Annotated in this window: 14 protein-coding genes; 6 read left to right on the plus strand and 8 right to left on the minus strand. The window is 68.0% G+C overall.

Annotated features, from left to right (window positions below; all coding sequences use genetic code 11):
* The first annotated feature begins 170 nt into the window (after positions 1-170).
* The gene (gene mobF / locus IEY07_RS01790) at positions 171-3,716 is read left to right on the plus strand and encodes a MobF family relaxase (RefSeq protein WP_188893451.1); all 3,546 of its coding nucleotides are present in this window, start codon (positions 171-173) and stop codon (positions 3,714-3,716) included.
* 68 nt (positions 3,717-3,784) lie between these two features.
* On the opposite strand, the gene IEY07_RS01795 is transcribed toward mobF, so the two are convergent.
* From IEY07_RS01795 to IEY07_RS01815, 5 genes are all read right to left on the minus strand, one after another.
* On the minus strand, positions 3,785-4,165 hold the full coding sequence (locus IEY07_RS01795; protein ID WP_188893452.1) for a recombinase family protein: 381 nt from the start codon (positions 4,163-4,165) through the stop codon (positions 3,785-3,787).
* Positions 4,162-4,563 carry a hypothetical protein gene (locus tag IEY07_RS01800; protein WP_188893453.1) on the minus strand — a complete coding sequence of 134 codons (402 nt, stop codon included), beginning with the start codon at positions 4,561-4,563 and terminating at the stop codon, positions 4,162-4,164. The genes IEY07_RS01795 and IEY07_RS01800 overlap by 4 nt, the downstream gene beginning before the upstream one ends.
* A 260-nt stretch (positions 4,564-4,823) precedes the next feature.
* Positions 4,824-5,249, minus strand: coding sequence for a helix-turn-helix domain-containing protein (locus IEY07_RS24625; RefSeq protein ID WP_188893454.1), 426 nt, complete (start codon positions 5,247-5,249; stop codon positions 4,824-4,826).
* Complete coding sequence (locus IEY07_RS01810; protein ID WP_188893455.1) at positions 5,246-6,742, minus strand: MFS transporter; 1,497 nt, start codon at positions 6,740-6,742, stop codon at positions 5,246-5,248. The genes IEY07_RS24625 and IEY07_RS01810 overlap by 4 nt, the downstream gene beginning before the upstream one ends.
* 15 nt (positions 6,743-6,757) lie before the next feature.
* Positions 6,758-7,528 (minus strand): SDR family NAD(P)-dependent oxidoreductase, encoded by a 771-nt coding sequence (locus IEY07_RS01815; RefSeq protein ID WP_229669606.1) that lies wholly within the window; start codon positions 7,526-7,528, stop codon positions 6,758-6,760.
* A 37-nt stretch (positions 7,529-7,565) separates the two neighbouring features.
* Here IEY07_RS01815 and IEY07_RS01820 point away from each other — a divergent pair, with 37 nt between their 5' ends.
* Complete coding sequence (locus tag IEY07_RS01820) at positions 7,566-8,036, plus strand: MarR family winged helix-turn-helix transcriptional regulator (protein ID WP_188893456.1); 471 nt, start codon at positions 7,566-7,568, stop codon at positions 8,034-8,036.
* Positions 8,037-8,085: 49 nt separating this feature from the next.
* On the opposite strand, the gene IEY07_RS01825 is transcribed toward IEY07_RS01820, so the two are convergent.
* The gene (locus tag IEY07_RS01825) at positions 8,086-8,457 is read right to left on the minus strand and encodes a helix-turn-helix domain-containing protein (protein WP_188893457.1); all 372 of its coding nucleotides are present in this window, start codon (positions 8,455-8,457) and stop codon (positions 8,086-8,088) included.
* Positions 8,458-8,842: 385 nt separating this feature from the next.
* Positions 8,843-9,601, minus strand: coding sequence for an HAD-IIB family hydrolase (locus tag IEY07_RS01830; protein ID WP_188893458.1), 759 nt, complete (start codon positions 9,599-9,601; stop codon positions 8,843-8,845).
* 162 nt (positions 9,602-9,763) lie between these two features.
* Between IEY07_RS01830 and IEY07_RS01835 the strand changes: the two genes are divergently transcribed.
* The gene (locus IEY07_RS01835) at positions 9,764-10,642 is read left to right on the plus strand and encodes a GNAT family N-acetyltransferase (protein WP_188893459.1); all 879 of its coding nucleotides are present in this window, start codon (positions 9,764-9,766) and stop codon (positions 10,640-10,642) included.
* Positions 10,643-10,681: 39 nt separating this feature from the next.
* On the opposite strand, the gene IEY07_RS01840 is transcribed toward IEY07_RS01835, so the two are convergent.
* On the minus strand, positions 10,682-11,683 hold the full coding sequence (locus IEY07_RS01840; RefSeq protein WP_188893460.1) for a LacI family DNA-binding transcriptional regulator: 1,002 nt from the start codon (positions 11,681-11,683) through the stop codon (positions 10,682-10,684).
* A gap of 159 nt (positions 11,684-11,842) precedes the next feature.
* On the opposite strand from IEY07_RS01840, the gene IEY07_RS01845 reads away from it, so the two are divergent.
* The 3 genes from IEY07_RS01845 to IEY07_RS01855 all read left to right on the plus strand — a co-directional run bounded on the left by IEY07_RS01845 (position 11,843) and on the right by IEY07_RS01855 (position 14,991).
* Entirely contained in the window at positions 11,843-13,261 is a 1,419-nt protein-coding gene (locus tag IEY07_RS01845) for an NAD-dependent malic enzyme (protein ID WP_188893461.1), read from the plus strand.
* Between the two features lie 22 nt (positions 13,262-13,283).
* A complete protein-coding gene (locus tag IEY07_RS01850) occupies positions 13,284-13,841 on the plus strand; it encodes a YqgE/AlgH family protein (RefSeq protein WP_188893462.1) in 558 nt (185 codons plus the stop codon).
* 187 nt (positions 13,842-14,028) lie between these two features.
* Positions 14,029-14,991 (plus strand): MurR/RpiR family transcriptional regulator, encoded by a 963-nt coding sequence (locus tag IEY07_RS01855; protein WP_229669607.1) that lies wholly within the window; start codon positions 14,029-14,031, stop codon positions 14,989-14,991.
* Positions 14,992-15,012: the final 21 nt, after the last annotated feature.

Here is a 15,012-nt window from a genome sequence, read left to right on the forward strand (position 1 = left end):
AATCCCCGAGCGCCGAATGGCGCTCGGGAGCCCGCCGTCTGTACCCGCTCTGAGCCCTGGACCGAAGTTCCCCGGAGGGACTTCGGTCCAGGCGACCGGCCGGTCCACACCTCTTGCACCACGAGGTAACCCCGGCGCACCTGACCGGCGTGACGGTCTCGATGCGTGTGATGTCCGCCGGGAGCGGCTACCAATATCTGCTCCAGTCGGTCGCTGCCGGCGACGGGAACCGGCCGCTGACCACACCACTGATCCGCTACTACGCGGAGAAGGGCACCCCGCCCGGCTACTGGCTCGGCACCGGCGTCCACGGTCTCGGCACCAACGAGCAGCGGATCGAGCCGGGCGGGACGGTGACCGAGGATCATCTGCGCCGTCTGCTCGGCCAGGGCCGCGATCCGCTGACCAACGATCCGCTCGGCCTGCCGTATCTCCGTCACAAGAAGGTCGAGGAACGGATCGCCGGACGGGTCGAGCATCTGGCCCCGGAGCTGAGCGCCGACGAACGCGCCGTCGCGGTGGAGCGGATCGAGGTTGAGGAACGCGAGCGCGGGACCCGCCGGACGGTGGCGGGGTATGACTACACGTTCTCGGTCCCCAAGAGCGTGTCGGCGTTGTGGGCCGTTGCTGACGCCGCGGTGCAAGCCCGGATCGTGGAGGCGCATCACCAGGCGGTTGCGGACGTGGTTGCGTTGATGGAGCGTGACGTTGCAGCGACCAGGGTCGGGCACGCCGGGGTTGCACAGGTCGCAACCCGCGGGCTCATCGCAACCGCCTATGACCACTACGACTCGCGCGCGGCTGATCCGCAGTTGCATACGCACGTCGTGATCGCCAACAAGGCGCAGGGCGAGGACGGCAAATGGCGCTCCCTCGACGGGCGACCGATGCACCAGGCCGTCGTCGCGATCTCCGAGCATTACAACGCGCTCCTGGCCGATCACCTGACTCGCAGCCTCGGTCTCGGCTGGGAACAACGGGAGCGGGGCCGGGATCGGAACCCGGCGTGGGAGATCGTCGGCGTGCCCGACGAGCTGATTGCGGAGTTCTCGTCGCGGAGCGCGGCGATCGAGGCGGAGACCGACCGGCTCATCGACACCTATCTGACCGAGCATGGGCACCGGCCCGATCAGCGGGCGGTGCTGCGGCTGCGGCAGCAGGCCACGCTCTCGACCCGCCCGGACAAGGCGCACTCCTCGCTGGCGGAGCTGACCGAGCAGTGGCGCCGCCGCGCTGACCGCGTGCTCGGCCAGGACGCTGAGACCTGGGCGGACCGCCTGATCGCGACCAGCAACGGCACGGTGATCGTGCGCGCCGAGGACGTGAGCCGCGACGAGCTCGCAGCGCTTGGGCAGGCCGTGGTCGAGCAGGTGCAGGAGAAGCGCTCGACCTGGGGCCGATGGAACCTGTCGGCCGAGGCGTCCCGGCAGACGATCGGCCTGCGGTTCGCGACGGTCGAGGACCGGGAGGCGGTCATCGGGCTTATCACCGACGCCGCCGAAGCCGCATCGCTACGGCTCACCCCGCCCGAGCTGACCGCAGCCCCCGCCGCCTTCCAGCGGTCGGACGGCTCCAGCGTGTTCCGGCCCCGTCACTCCATCCTCTACACGTCAACCGCGCTGCTCGCGGCTGAGGATCGGCTGCTTGACCTGTCCCGCGCCACGATCGGCCCGGCGCTCGACCCGGCCGGGGCCGCCCAAGTCGCCGCTTCCCCGGATCAGCGAGGCCGGGTGCTGTCGGCCGATCAACGTAGCGTGGTCGAGCGCATCGCCACGTCGGGCCGGACGGTGGACGTGCTGGTCGGCCCGGCCGGGGCGGGCAAGACCCTCGCGCTCGGCGGCCTGCGCCGGGCGTGGGAGGCCGAGCACGGTTCGGGCAGCGTGATCGGGCTCGCGCCCTCGGCGGCGGCGGCCGACGTGCTTGCCTCCGATCTTGGGATCGCGACGGAGAACACGGCCAAGTGGCTCTACGAGCACGTCCACGGCCGTTGGGACCTGCGGGCCGGTGAGCTGGTGATCGTGGATGAGGCATCCCTGGCCGGGACGATGCTGCTTGACCAGCTCACCACCCACGCCGCCGATCTGGGGGCGAAGGTGCTGCTGGCCGGTGACCCGGCGCAGCTCGCCGCGGTGGACGCGGGCGGCGCGTTCGGCCTACTCGTCCGCGACCGCAACAACACCGACGACGAGGGGGCGCCGGAGTTGGCCGACATCCGCCGCTTCAAGAACGAGTGGGAGAAGGGCGCCTCCCTGCGTCTCCGACGCGGTGATACCGAGGTCATCGACCTTTATGACGAGCAGGGCCGGATCGTCGGCGGCGACCACGACACCATGCTCGACGCCGCCTACCACGCCTGGCAGAACGACATAGCCGCTGGGCGGTCGAGCATCCTGATCGCCGAGACCAGCGACACCGTGACCGCACTGAACCAGCGCGCCCGCGCCGACCGCATACTCGCCGGGCAGGTCGCTGTCGAAGGCGTCGCCCTGCATGACGGGACCGCGGCCGGTGCGGGCGACACGATCGTCACCCGCAACAACGACCGCCGCCTCACGACCGGGAAGGGCTGGGTGAAGAACGGGGACACCTGGACCGTCGTGGACGCTCACACTGATGGGAGCTTGACCGTGCAGCGCCCCGGCGCCCGTGGGCGACGCGGCCGGGTCGTCCTTCCCGCCGACTACGTGGCCGAGCACGTCGAGCTGGGATACGCCATCACCGCGCACCGAGCCCAAGGCGCGACGGTGGACACCGCCCACCTGGTCGTCCACAGCAGTTCGATGACCCGTGAGGCGTTCTACGTCGCGATGACCCGAGGCCGCCTGGCGAACGTCGCGTATGTCGCGACCGACGAGGCGCATCTCGAGGAACATCAGCACACGCCCGGCTACGAGGATGAGGTCACCGCGCGGACGATCCTCTACGGGGTGCTTCAGCACGAGGGCGCGGAGAAGTCCGCGCACGAGACGATCGAGGCCGAGCAGGAGAAGTGGTCGAGCATCGGCCAACTCGCGGCCGAGTACGAGACCATCGCCCAAGCCGCCCAACACCAACGGTTCGCCACGGCCGTCGCCACCAGCGGCCTTGCCGACGAGCAAGCGCGGGCGGTCGTGGCTGGGGAGTCGTTCGGAGCATTGGTCGCGCAGCTCCGCCGTACCGAGGCCGATGGGCATCAGCCAGAACAGCTCTTGTCACGCGCGGTCCGCGCGGGCGGACTCGATGACGCCAAGGACCCGGCCGCGGTGCTCGCCGCTCGCCTCGCCAAGTTGACCGCTGCCCGCACCGGTGGCACTCGACCGCGTCACCGACCTCGCTACATCGCCGGGCTGATCCCCGAGGCCACCGGGGCGATGCCCACCGACATGCATCGCACCCTCACGGAGCTACGACACCTGATCGAGCAACGCGCCGCTGTCCTTGTCAGCCAAGCCGTCCACGAAGGGCGGCCGTGGGTACGGCGGCTCGGACCCCCGCCCGCCGACCCCGCCCGCCGGGCGGAATGGGAGCAGCAGGTCCGCATGATCGCCGCCAACCGCGACCGCTACGACATCACCGGCTCCGACCCGCTCGGTCCCGCGCCCAGCGGCCAAGGTCAGCGGCTCGATTACCAGCGCGCCGATACAGCCGCCCGGCGAGCACAGGCCACCGCCAACGAGGACATCCGGCGGCGTGGACCCGAGCAGCAGATCGACCCAGGCCGCGACCTCAGCCGATGACCAAGGGCCGTGCGGGGCCGTCAGGGAGAGGCCCGGTGATCTCGGGACCAGCAAACAAGTTTCGTCCGTCAACCGCCGTCGCGTTCTGGTCCGATGTGATCGGCGGCGACCACGATCGCGACTAGCGCGTCATCCACAGCTTGGTCGATGTCGGCCATGTCCTCGGGGTCCTCAGAGAGCCGGTCACGGGTGGCGACGACGCAGAACCCGACCCGATGAGCGGTTACGTGATGGAGTAGGCGGCGCAGGTCGGGCCGGTCCATGCTCAACCCCGAGTAGCCGACATCAACGAACTCATCAGCCATCCGCAACCCGAGCCGATCGGCGGCGAGCCCGATCTTCGCCCGCTGGCGCTCAACCTCACGCGCCGCCTCATCCGTGGTCGTCGGCGCGACCCGGATGTAGGAGACGGCGGGCAGGTCGCTCGGGGACCAATCCTCGGCACTCATGACGCCTGAGCGGCCGGTACGCGAGCATCCATGCGAGCGGCGGCGGCATCGGGGTCAGCGGGGTGGGTGCGCTGCCAGTCCCGCAGCAGCACCTTCTCCTGATGACGAACCCGCAGCAACCGCACGATCGAGGTCGGGATCAAGAACGTGAAGCGGCAGGTGTTCCAGAATCCGACGATGAAGAACAGGTTCACCCAGCCCGGTCCGCCGTCGCGGATGATCGTGCCGGTGGCGACCATCAGTAGCCCGTAGACGGCGATCCCGGCGAGGCCGACGAGCGGCCCCCACTTGATCCCGCTGCGAGTGTGGACGCGGCGAAGGACGATGTTGCTCGGGCAGAACCGCTGCGCCAGGCCGTAGAGGCGGGAGCTGAGTGCCCAACTGGCTGCGAAGATCATGACGGCCCTCTTTCTGGTCAGACACGCCCAGGGCGCGTCAGATTGCGGGAGTGGCAGTCCAGAAAAGAGGGCAACCCAAGCCGGAGCCGGGTGCAGCGCCGAAGCGTCGATAGATATTCTCTGCCAGCACTCAGATTAGCGCTGGCACCGGGCGGATGGAAGGGAAGATGCGCCCCGTGGGCATGTAAGCGAGCCGTCAGGTAGATGCGCGCGCCTTGATGTGTCCTCGGCTTTCCGAGCCTGGCGTAGTGGTACAACGGCTACCCCAACGACGAAGGTGGCTGCCGACGCCGGTACTCGGTGGGCGAGACGCCGCAGTGAGCGTGGAAGCACTGACTCGCGTGAAACTGGTTCTTCCACCCGACCGAGCGGGCGGCCTCGGCAACCGACAGGTCCGTGGAAGCCAGCAGCCGCGCCATCCGCTCCACCCGCATCTGGCGTAGATAGGCCATCGGACTCATGTCCACCGTGGCATCGAAGGCCCTCACGAGTTGAGAGCGCGACAGGTGAACCTCATCCGCGAGCGAGTCGAGCGTCCACGGCTCGGCTATCCGCTCTCGCAACAGCTTGACCGCGACGACGACGTGGCCCCGGACGATGCCACGGGGTGCGAGAGTGTTCGGCTGTCGCTCGTGTACACCGCGAGGTTCAGCGTTCGGACTCGGGCGATCAGACGGACTGGTCATCTCTTAAGCTCCCGTGGGGAGTTGAGCGCGATCTTCGGCCTTGCACGCGCCCCCGTCTCGGCGGCGGCCGTGGCCTTGATGCTGGGCAGGATCGCGGTGAGCAGGATCGGGCCGCTGGCGAAGATCGCGGCCGAGACCCAGAAGGCGACGGTATCGCCGTGTACGACCGCCGCGCCCGATGGTTGGGACGTGGATCGCCGTGCGTGCGTGTAGGACGTGACGGCTGAGGCGAAGATGGTTGAGAGCAGCGCGGTTCCGACCGCCCCGCCAATTTGTTGCATGGTGTTGACCATCGCGGAGGCCACGCCCGCGTCGGCGGGATCGACCCGATAGGTGGCGGTGAACACGGCCGAGCCCATGACCATCCCCATCGCCAGGCCGAACACGATCAACGGTGGGAGGACTCCGGTGGCGTAGGTCGAGGTGATGGTGAGCTGCGCGAGCCAAGCCATCGCGGCGGCGCCTGCGAGCATCCCGGCTGCTATCAGCGGTCGTGGTCCGAGCCAGGACAGCAGCTTGATGTTGGTCATGGCGGCGCTGAGGGCGATCGCGAGCGACATCGGCAGGAACGACAGGCCGGTGTCGATCGGCGTATAGCGCAAGGTGTCTTGAAGGAAGTAGGTGAGGAACAGGAACGCGCCGAACATGGCGACACCGAGGATTGCGATTGCCGTGTAGGACCCAGCGCGGGCGCAGTGGGCGACGATACGTAGCGGCAGCAGCGGGTGGCGTACGCGCGACTCGATCGTCACGAACGCGCACAACAGCAGGGCGGCGGCGATCAGCATGGCGATCGTCCCGGTCGCTGCCCAGGAATGTGTCTCGGCGTTGGAGAATCCGTAGACCAGGCAGAACAGCCCTTCGCACGCCGTCACGGTGCCCGGCAGGTCGAGCATTGGACGTTCGGAGGGGCGTTGGTTGACCAGGAGCAGCAGCCCGGCGATGGCGGCCGGGATCGCGAAGGCGAGGTTGACGAACAGGCTGTAGCGCCAGGACAGGAGTTGGGTCAGGATGCCGCCGAGCAGCAGCCCGACCGCGGCGCCGCCCGCCATGATCGAGCTGTAGACGGCAAACGCTCGTTTGCGGTCGGGACCGTCTGAGAACGTCGTCGTCAACAGCGCCAACGAGGACGGGGCGAGCATCGCGCCGAAAACACCCTGTGCTGCACGGGCGGCGACGAGCATCGCGAAGGATTGAGCGGCGCCACCCACAGCGGAGGCGACCGCGAACCCGAGCGCGCCGCCGATGAACGTCCACTTGCGGCCGAACAGGTCACCGATCCGGCCGCCGAGCAGCAGCAGCGATCCGAACGCCAGCGCATAGGCGGTGATGACCCACTGGCGAAGCTCGGTGGAGAAGTGCAGCGCTTGTTGCGCGTCGGGGAGCGCCACGTTGACGACCGTCGCATCGACCACGACCATCAACTGCGCGAGACCGACCACCCCGAGTACCCACCAGCGCCTGTCATCGTGTCGATCGCGGGCGGCGTTCATCAGACCGATCGCCCCCTATACGGGGTACTTGGCTTCCGCCTCGCTCTTGGCCTTCTGCATGTTCCAGAGCAGATCGGCGAGCAGGGTTGGGGCAACCGTCGGTCCCCATTCTCGTCCGCCGCCGGATTGCTGGACGTAGGTGTGGAAGGCGCTGTGCTCGATGATCGCGCCGATGTAGAGCATCCCCACGTAGACGCCCTTGTCGGCCAGCTCGGCGTGCAAGGACTGGAGATAGTTGCGCTGCGCGGCCTGCGCCGGGCCAGGCCCGCTCAGGTTCGCCACGCCCTGCACGGCGCTGGCGCCCTGCGCGGTCAAGATCGCACCGTCGCCTCGCTCGATCATGCGCGGCACGAACTCCCGCACGAGCGCCAGCAGCGAGTAGACGGCCAGCGGCATGAACGCCCCCGCCTGCTCCGGGGTCAGGTCCACCGCCGGGACGAACCCGCCGTCCGGCGTCGGCGCGTAGTAGATCGCATCCAGATCGCCGACCGCGGCGCGCACCTGCTCGGCCACCGCAGGAGCCGCCGCCACGTCAGACAAGTCAGCGGTCACGGCGTGCGCTGTCGCGCCCCCGGCAACCAAGTTCTGCGCCAGCGCGTCGAGCGGTTGCTGACGGCGGCCCACCAGCACCACGTCGTAGCCCTCCCGTGCCCAGCGGTGGGCGACCGCCTGGCCGAGACCCGGACCGGCTCCGAACACTCCGATCGACCTGAACACCGCAAACCTCCACGCGTGGACTACCTGCACGATCTCGCCCGACCCATCAGGTCCGGCAGTCGTCATCATAGTCGATCGTCACTAATTGCAACGATCACTTTAGTCTATGATCTCTGCCGTGGCCCTAAATGACCAGCCGACCCCGCGCTCCGGGCGCGACGGCGGCACGTCGCATCGGCTGGGGTACCTGTTCAAGCACGTCCACCTGCGCTACGAGCAACTGACCTCCGCGGCGCTTGAGCCGATCGGCATCAGCCCCCGCGAGTGGGCGGCGCTCAACTGCCTGGACGAGCAGCACAGCCTCTCCCAGCGCGAGGTCGCAGACCTACTCGGCATCGACCGCACCAGGATGGTCGCCCTGGTTGACGAGCTAGAGGCAAAAGGCTGGGTCAAGCGCCGTCCCCAACCCGACGACCGCCGCAAGAACATCGTCACCCTCACCAACACCGGACGCGGACTGCTTCAGCGCGGAAGCCGCATCGTTGACGAGTGCGAACAAGAGTTCCTCGCCGCGCTGAGCGCCGTCGAAGCCGAGCAGTTGAAGAACGCGCTCGACGCCGTGGTCGCAACCGAGTAGCAGCGGCATCGCGCAAGCCTTGCGGTCCCCGCGGACGGAGCCCGGTCCGTTAGGCCACAGTCGAGAGCTTCCTGCGCCCGCCCGGCCGGATCGTCACCGCCCGCTCCACCAGCACCCGCCGGACCGTCTGATCCGCCACGCCCAAGCGCTGAGCAACGTTGTGCAGCGTCCACCCATCTCGGTACAGGACGACCGCCTCGTCAATCTGCGCCTCGGTCATGACCGGCCGCGTCTTGCCCGCACGAGCAACGTGCCTGGCGACCGTCGTGCGATGAAGGTCGTAGACCTTTGCCAGCTCGCAAACACGAGCACCTGCCTCATACTCGGCGATCAACGCCTCCAACTCGGCCGGGGAGAGCCGCCGCTGAGCCTGCCGCAGCACCCGCACGTTCGGACCCCGCGAATCCTCAAACACCGCCACCGGTGGCTCCTGAGCCACCTTGGCGCCCTTCCCGATCCGACGAAGTAGCCGCCTGACCAGGGATTTTGCAGACGTGCAAGAGTTTGAGAACTCTCTACGTAGGTCCACAGGCAGGATGCGATGCCCTGCGAGAGTCCGCTCTCGCAGGGCATCGCTGTTCCGCGTCGCTTTCGGATCCCTGTCGGCGAGGCGCCGGACCTCTGGACGGCGTCTACGTGGGTTCGGTCATACGCCGCAGGAGGTTGCCGACCCCGGTCGGATAAAGAGCGCGGAAATCGGACTACGGAGTGTGTGAGCCGACGGTGGTCGGAAACCGTACGAGGCGCGAGGTCGGTGAGCTTGCGCGATCTCCGTACGCAGCCGCATCCGGGCCCGGTTGCCCGGCTCAGTCCTCGGCGAGCAGCGACTCCAGGTAGTCGACGGTGTCCTCCCAGCCGGTGACGGCGTGGATGGCGACCCCGGTCCGGATCACCGGGAAGTCGTTGCCCTCCGGGTCGAGCCGGTCGCCGACGAAGATCATCTCCGCGATCGGGATCCCGGTGACCTGCTCCAGCCGGCCCAACGCGTACCCCTTGTCGATGCCCTTGCGGGTGATGTCGACCGAGGTCGATCCGCCGGAGCGGACCGACAGATCCGGCAGTCGTTCCTGGACCGTGGCGGCGAGCCGGTTCTTCTTCTCCCCGGTCGGATCCCACGCCTTCTTGAGGTCGACCGGAGCTGCCTGGCCGAGCGCGGAGAAGGTAATCTGGGACCCGCGGTCCTCCAGGATCGGACCCCAGGTCTCGGCCTCCCAGAGCCCGAACTCCCGGGCCAGCTCCTCCAACACCGCCAGCGCCCGCTGCTTCTCGTCCGGGCCCAGATCGTCGGCGTACTCCCGCCGCCATTCGCCGTCGACGTAGCGGAAGTACTGGGTACCGGTCACGGGCATCAGGTGCAGTCGCCCGAGCGCATCGTCGGCCGCCTGGGTCAGGTGGGCGATGATCTGGGTCCGGAACTGCTCGATCTGCCCGCCCGAGATGATCGCAACCGGCACCCGCCCCAGCAACCTCGCCAGCACATCGGACATCTGCGGCGGCAGCGGTGACTTCGACGGTGCGAGGGTGTCGTCCAGGTCGAACGCGATCAGGCGGGCCGGCAGCGGCATGACGGATCCTCAATTCCCGGATTGGTGGCAGGGCATCGGGCGCGCCGAGCCTACCCAAGTGTGATCCGCGCCCAAGCGTGCCCGTCGGGAAAAGCGGCCCGGATTGTGCAGTTGTGGCTTATGCGGTTGTGGCCGGGAGCCTGCTTCGGGAACCCTGCTGCCATGTACGACCTGGAATTCACCACCTCCGCAGCCGACTTCCTCAACCGAGCCGGCAGCTACCTGTCCGAGCACCCCGTCGTCGAGAATGTGGTCGCGACCACGGCCGACCGCGCGATCCGCGAGGAAGCCGAGGGAGTCCTAGGCCGTCCGGGACCCTGGTGGTTCCTGACCGTGAGCAAGGCAGGCCAGGTTGTTGGTGTCGCGATGCGCACCGGACCCGAGCCGGAGTACGCGGTCTGGGTCGGCGAGATGCCCGGCGGCGCGGCACACGAACTGGGCCGCGCCCTCGTCGACCGCGACGAAGCCGTGCGGATGCTCACCGGCTCCCTGGATCCGGCCGCCACGGTCGCCGATCACCTCGCCGCGTCGAGGTCCGGCCAGGTCCGGATCGCGGAACGGACCCGGCTGTTCGAGCTCGGCGGACTGGTCCCGCCGACCGGCGTCAGCGGTGCTCTGCGGGCAGCGACCGAGGAGGATCTCGAGCCGCTGCACCGTTGGCGGGAGGCGTTCCTGGCCGAAGCAGAGCAGCAGGCCGGTCGGCCGGTGGTTTCCCGGCCTGCAAAGGATCCCGAGGAGACCCGGCGGCGGATTCAAGATCATCGGCTGTGGGTGTGGGAGGACGGCCGACAGCTCGTACAGATGACCGGTGCGAATCCGCCCAGTGCCGGCGTCGCGCGGATCGGGCCGGTTTACACACCCGAACCATCGCGGGGACATGGATATGTGTCGGCTGCGGTCGCCGCGGTATCGAAGCTGTTCCTCGATCAGGGTGCCCGGGTGTGCCTGTTCACCGACCAGGCGAATCCGGTGTCCAACAGGATCTACCGGCGGATCGGCTACCGGCCGATGGTCGACATGGCGCAGTTGATCATCGACTGAGCAGTTTGATCGTCGACTGACCGGAGCCCGCACCCGCTGCTACGGCAACCGCCGACTCGAATCGCGGACGACCAGCTGGCTCGGATGCGGTACGACCGGACGCACAGCGGCATCGCCGGGGCGGCGTACGGCCTCCAGCAGTTGGGTCGCGGTCCGCAGCCCGGCCTGATACGGGTCGCGTTGCAGGGCGGTGATCCCCGGACGAGCCGCCCGGCAGAGCATCGAGTCGTCCCAGGAGACGACCGAGACGTCGTCGCGGCCGGCCTGCTGCAGCGCGGCCTGTCCGCCGATCGCCATCAGGTCGCTGGAGTAGATGAACGCTGTCGGAGCATCCGGGACGCCGATCAGCTCGGCCGTCAGATCGTGAGCCCGGTCCAGCGAATAGCCGCCCTCCACCGTGACTGCCGACATATGGTGCCGGTCGGCGCCCTGCTGGACCGCCTGCCGCCGCTCGACCTCGTGCACCAGATCCGTCGGGCCGCTGATGTGGGCGATCCGGGTGTGCCCGAGCCCGGCCAGATGGTCGACCAGGATCAGTGCCTCCGCGTCGTTGTCGAAGTGCCAGCCCCGCTCGGTCAACGCGCCGCTGTGCACCAGGTAGGGCAGTGACAACTTCTCCAACAGCGCGGGACGGGGATCCTCGAGTCGCAGATCGGTCAGGATCACCCCATCCACCCGGCGCTCCGCGGTCCACCGCCGGTAGACGCCGGCCTCGCTGTCGGCGTCGGTCACGAATCGGATCATCAGGCTGGTACCGGCGTCCGACAGTGCCGACTCGATGCCCGACATCAGGGCCATGTAGTACGGCTCCGCGCCCAGGTCCTCGGGTCGGCGGATCAGCACCATGCCGAATGCGTCGGCCCGCGACCGCGACAGCGACCGGGCGCTGACACTGGGCTGCCAACCGAGCTCGCTGGCCAGCGCAAGGACGCGCATCCGGGTCTGCTCGGCCACCCCGGGCCGGCCGTTGAGGGCGTACGACACCGATGCGCGTGACAGCCCGAGCCGGGCCGCGAGATCGTCAATCGTTACCCGCTCCATTGCGGCGATCCTCCCTTGTCGAAGGCTGAATACGGCTGGAATGGAAGTCACCATATCGGCCGGACCGGGGCAGATGACGAGTTTTTCTGAAGCGGTTAGGTAACGCCGTGCGAGGCGACGTTGCGCCGGAGCCGGCGGACCCTGTGGGAGGATCGCCGGGTGAGTGCTGTTCCGTCTGTGTCGAATTCGATCACGGTCCGTCTTGAGGTGCCGGCGGGTGGTTCGTCGGTGTCTGCATTGACTGCTGCCGTGGAGGGTGCGGGTGGCAGTATCACCGCGTTGGACGTTACGGCGTCGGGTCATCAACGCCTGCAGATCGATGTGACGGTTGCGGCGCGGGACACCACCCATGCCGACGAACTGGTCGCAGTGATGCGGGCTGTCCCGGGCGTTGTGATCGGCAAGGTGTCGGACCGGGTGTTCCTGGCCCATATTGGCGGCAAGATCGCGATGGATGGCAAGCGGCCGATCCGCAACCGTGATGATCTGTCGCTGGTCTATACACCGGGTGTTGCGCGGGTGTCGATGGCGTTGGCAGCGAATCCGGAGGATGCGCGGCGGCTGACGATCAAGCGCAACAGCGTCGCCGTGATCACCGACGGGTCCGCGGTGCTCGGCCTGGGCAATGTCGGTCCGTATGCGGCTTTGCCGGTGATGGAGGGCAAGGCGGCGTTGTTCAAGCGGTTCGGTGGGATCGATGCCTGGCCGTTGTGTCTGGACACCCAGGACACCGAGGAGATCATTTCCGTCGTGCGGGCGGTTGCTCCGGGTTTCGCCGGGATCAATCTGGAGGACATCGCCGCCCCGCGGTGTTTCGAGATCGAAGCCCGGTTGCGGGAGCAGTTGGACATTCCGGTGTTCCACGATGATCAGCACGGGACTGCGATCGTGGTCCTGGCTGCGTTGTTGAATGCTTTGCGGGTGGTCGACAAGCGGCTGGACCGGGTCCGGATCGTGATGTCGGGTGCCGGTGCGGCGGGAACGGCGATCATCAGACTGTTGTTGGCGGCGGGTGCGCGGGATCTGGTGGTCAGTGACATCGACGGGGTGGTGACGACGGATCGGCCGGGGATCACCGGAGAGTTGGCCTGGATCGCCGCGCACACGAACCGGGTGGATCTGCATGGCACGATCCGGGAGGCGATTGTGGGTGCGGATGTGTTCATCGGGGTGTCGGCTCCGGATGTGATCACGGGCGAGGACGTGTCCAGGATGGCGGAGCGGTCGATCGTGTTCGCGTTGGCCAATCCGGATCCGGAGGTGGATCCGGCGGAGGCGAGTCGGTATGCGGCGGTGGTGGCGACCGGTCGTTCGGACTATCCGAATCAGATCAACAACGTTCTGGCCTTCCCTGGCGTCTTCCGGGGCTTGTTGGATGCCCAGTCCAAGGAGGTCACGACGCCGATGTTGGTTGCTGCGGCGCACGCGCTCGCCGGGGTGGTCAAGGATGAGGAGCTGAACGCCGCCTACATCACGCCGAGTGTGTTCCATGCCGATGTGCATACCGCGGTGGCGGCTGCGGTCCGTACGGCTGCGGGCGGTCCGGTTGAACTCCCGAAAGACACCGAGGTCGAATGATCCCAGGCGTGGCGTACTGATCATGACCGCTCCGAAGGCAGGCTCGCTGTTGGTGGCGAGCGTTGCGCTGGCCGACGGCGTTTTCGACCAAGCGGTGGTGCTGGTGCTGGACTCCGATGCCGACGGTGCGCTGGGCGTGATCTTGAACGAGATCTCCCAGACACCACTGGACGCAGTCCTGGCGGACTGGGTTCCGGTCGTCTCCGGGCCGAACTATCTCTTCCACGGCGGCCCGGTGTCGCCCAACGGCGCGATCTGCCTGGCCAGCGTTGCCGACCCGGGTGAGGAGCCACCGGGCTGGCGGCGGATGTTCTCCACCATCGGCCTGCTGCACCTGGATACCCCGATCGAGATCGTCCGCGGCGCCTACCGCGACCTGCGGATCTTCGCCGGCTATGCCGGTTGGGCGTCCGGCCAGCTCGAGCAGGAGATCACCGAGGGCATGTGGCACGTCGTCCCCGCCGTCTACAGCGACGTCTTCTCCACCCGGCCGCTGGAGCTGTGGCGTACGGTGCTGCGCCGCCAGAACAGCGAACTGGCGTTCTTCTCGACGTGGAGCGAGGACGTGGACTCGAACTGAGCTTCGGCGTTCTTCAGGCGGTCTTGCGGATCGCCGGAAGTCGGGGGTCATTCCTGCCCTCCGAGCAGACACAATCCACAGGCCGCAATCGAGCAAGATCTCCCCGCCGGGGCAGGCTGGGACGTACCCTTCTCCCCAGGGGAAACATCGGAGGACATCCGGTGGTCGGGGGTGAAAAGGAGCCTATATGGCTGACACATTAGACCTGTCCGAGGGGCAGGCGCGGACAGACCACGGCGACGGGCGACGGACGCCCGATGCCGGGGGTCTGAGAAACATGTCGGTGCTCATCCGGGTGCGGCGTGCGGTGCCCAATCTGAGGCCGGCCGAGCAGCGCGTTGCCCAAGCTGTGCTGGCGGACCCGGCCGGCATCTCGGAGAGCTCGATCACCAGTGTCGCCAAGTTGTGCGACACCTCGGAGACGACGGTGTTGCGCTTCTGCCGAGCGATCGGACTTGCCGGCTATCCCGAGCTGCGGATCGCCCTGGCCCGGGCAGCCCAGTGGGAGGAGAACGACCAGAACAACGGTGCTCCGCAGACCGGTCCGATCAGCGCGACCGACTCGCTGTCGGATGTGGTGGGCAAGATCGCCTACGCCGATGCGCGGGCCATCACCGACACGGCACGGTCGCTCGACCTCTCGGTCCTGGAGAAGACGGTCGATGCCATCGCGGGCGCCGGCCGGCTGGACATCTTCGGGGTCGGCGCGAGCGGTCTGATCGCCGGGGATCTGCAACAGAAGCTGCATCGCATCGGACTGGTCTGCCACTCCTGGCCCGACGTGCATCTGGCGCTGACGTCGGCGGCGGTGCTGACTAGCGGCGACGTCGCGTTGGGCATCTCGCACAGCGGCAACACCATCGATGCGGTCGACGTGCTGCGGACAGCTCGCAAGCGCGGGGCGACGACCATCGCGCTGACCAACTTCGACAAATCGCCGATCGCCGAGGTCGCCGATCTGGTCCTGGTCACCGCGGCCCACGAGACGAGCTTCCGCTCCGGCGCGATGTCCAGCCGGATCGCCCAGCTCGCGGTCGTGGACTGCATCTTCGCCGGGGTGGTCCAGCGGTCGTACGACCAGGCCATCGCCGCGTTGGAGAGCACCTACGCCGCGGTCGAGAGTCGTCACGACGGTCGGCGCATCCACTGACCATCATGCGGCTTCCGGTCC

This window comes from Microlunatus endophyticus (assembly GCF_014646195.1).
Taxonomy (GTDB): Bacteria; Actinomycetota; Actinomycetes; order Propionibacteriales; family Propionibacteriaceae; genus Microlunatus; species Microlunatus endophyticus.

Coding starts and splice junctions, on each gene's coding strand:
- mobF (WP_188893451.1), top strand. CDS start 171: ATGTCCGCCGGGAGCGGCTACCAATATCTGCTCCAGTCGGTCGCTGCC.
- IEY07_RS01795 (WP_188893452.1), bottom strand. CDS start 4,165: ATGAGTGCCGAGGATTGGTCCCCGAGCGACCTGCCCGCCGTCTCCTAC.
- IEY07_RS01800 (WP_188893453.1), bottom strand. CDS start 4,563: ATGATCTTCGCAGCCAGTTGGGCACTCAGCTCCCGCCTCTACGGCCTG.
- IEY07_RS24625 (WP_188893454.1), bottom strand. CDS start 5,249: ATGACCAGTCCGTCTGATCGCCCGAGTCCGAACGCTGAACCTCGCGGT.
- IEY07_RS01810 (WP_188893455.1), bottom strand. CDS start 6,742: ATGAACGCCGCCCGCGATCGACACGATGACAGGCGCTGGTGGGTACTC.
- IEY07_RS01815 (WP_229669606.1), bottom strand. CDS start 7,528: ATGATGACGACTGCCGGACCTGATGGGTCGGGCGAGATCGTGCAGGTA.
- IEY07_RS01820 (WP_188893456.1), top strand. CDS start 7,566: ATGATCTCTGCCGTGGCCCTAAATGACCAGCCGACCCCGCGCTCCGGG.
- IEY07_RS01830 (WP_188893458.1), bottom strand. CDS start 9,601: ATGCCGCTGCCGGCCCGCCTGATCGCGTTCGACCTGGACGACACCCTC.
- IEY07_RS01835 (WP_188893459.1), top strand. CDS start 9,764: ATGTACGACCTGGAATTCACCACCTCCGCAGCCGACTTCCTCAACCGA.
- IEY07_RS01840 (WP_188893460.1), bottom strand. CDS start 11,683: ATGGAGCGGGTAACGATTGACGATCTCGCGGCCCGGCTCGGGCTGTCA.
- IEY07_RS01850 (WP_188893462.1), top strand. CDS start 13,284: ATGACCGCTCCGAAGGCAGGCTCGCTGTTGGTGGCGAGCGTTGCGCTG.
- IEY07_RS01855 (WP_229669607.1), top strand. CDS start 14,029: ATGGCTGACACATTAGACCTGTCCGAGGGGCAGGCGCGGACAGACCAC.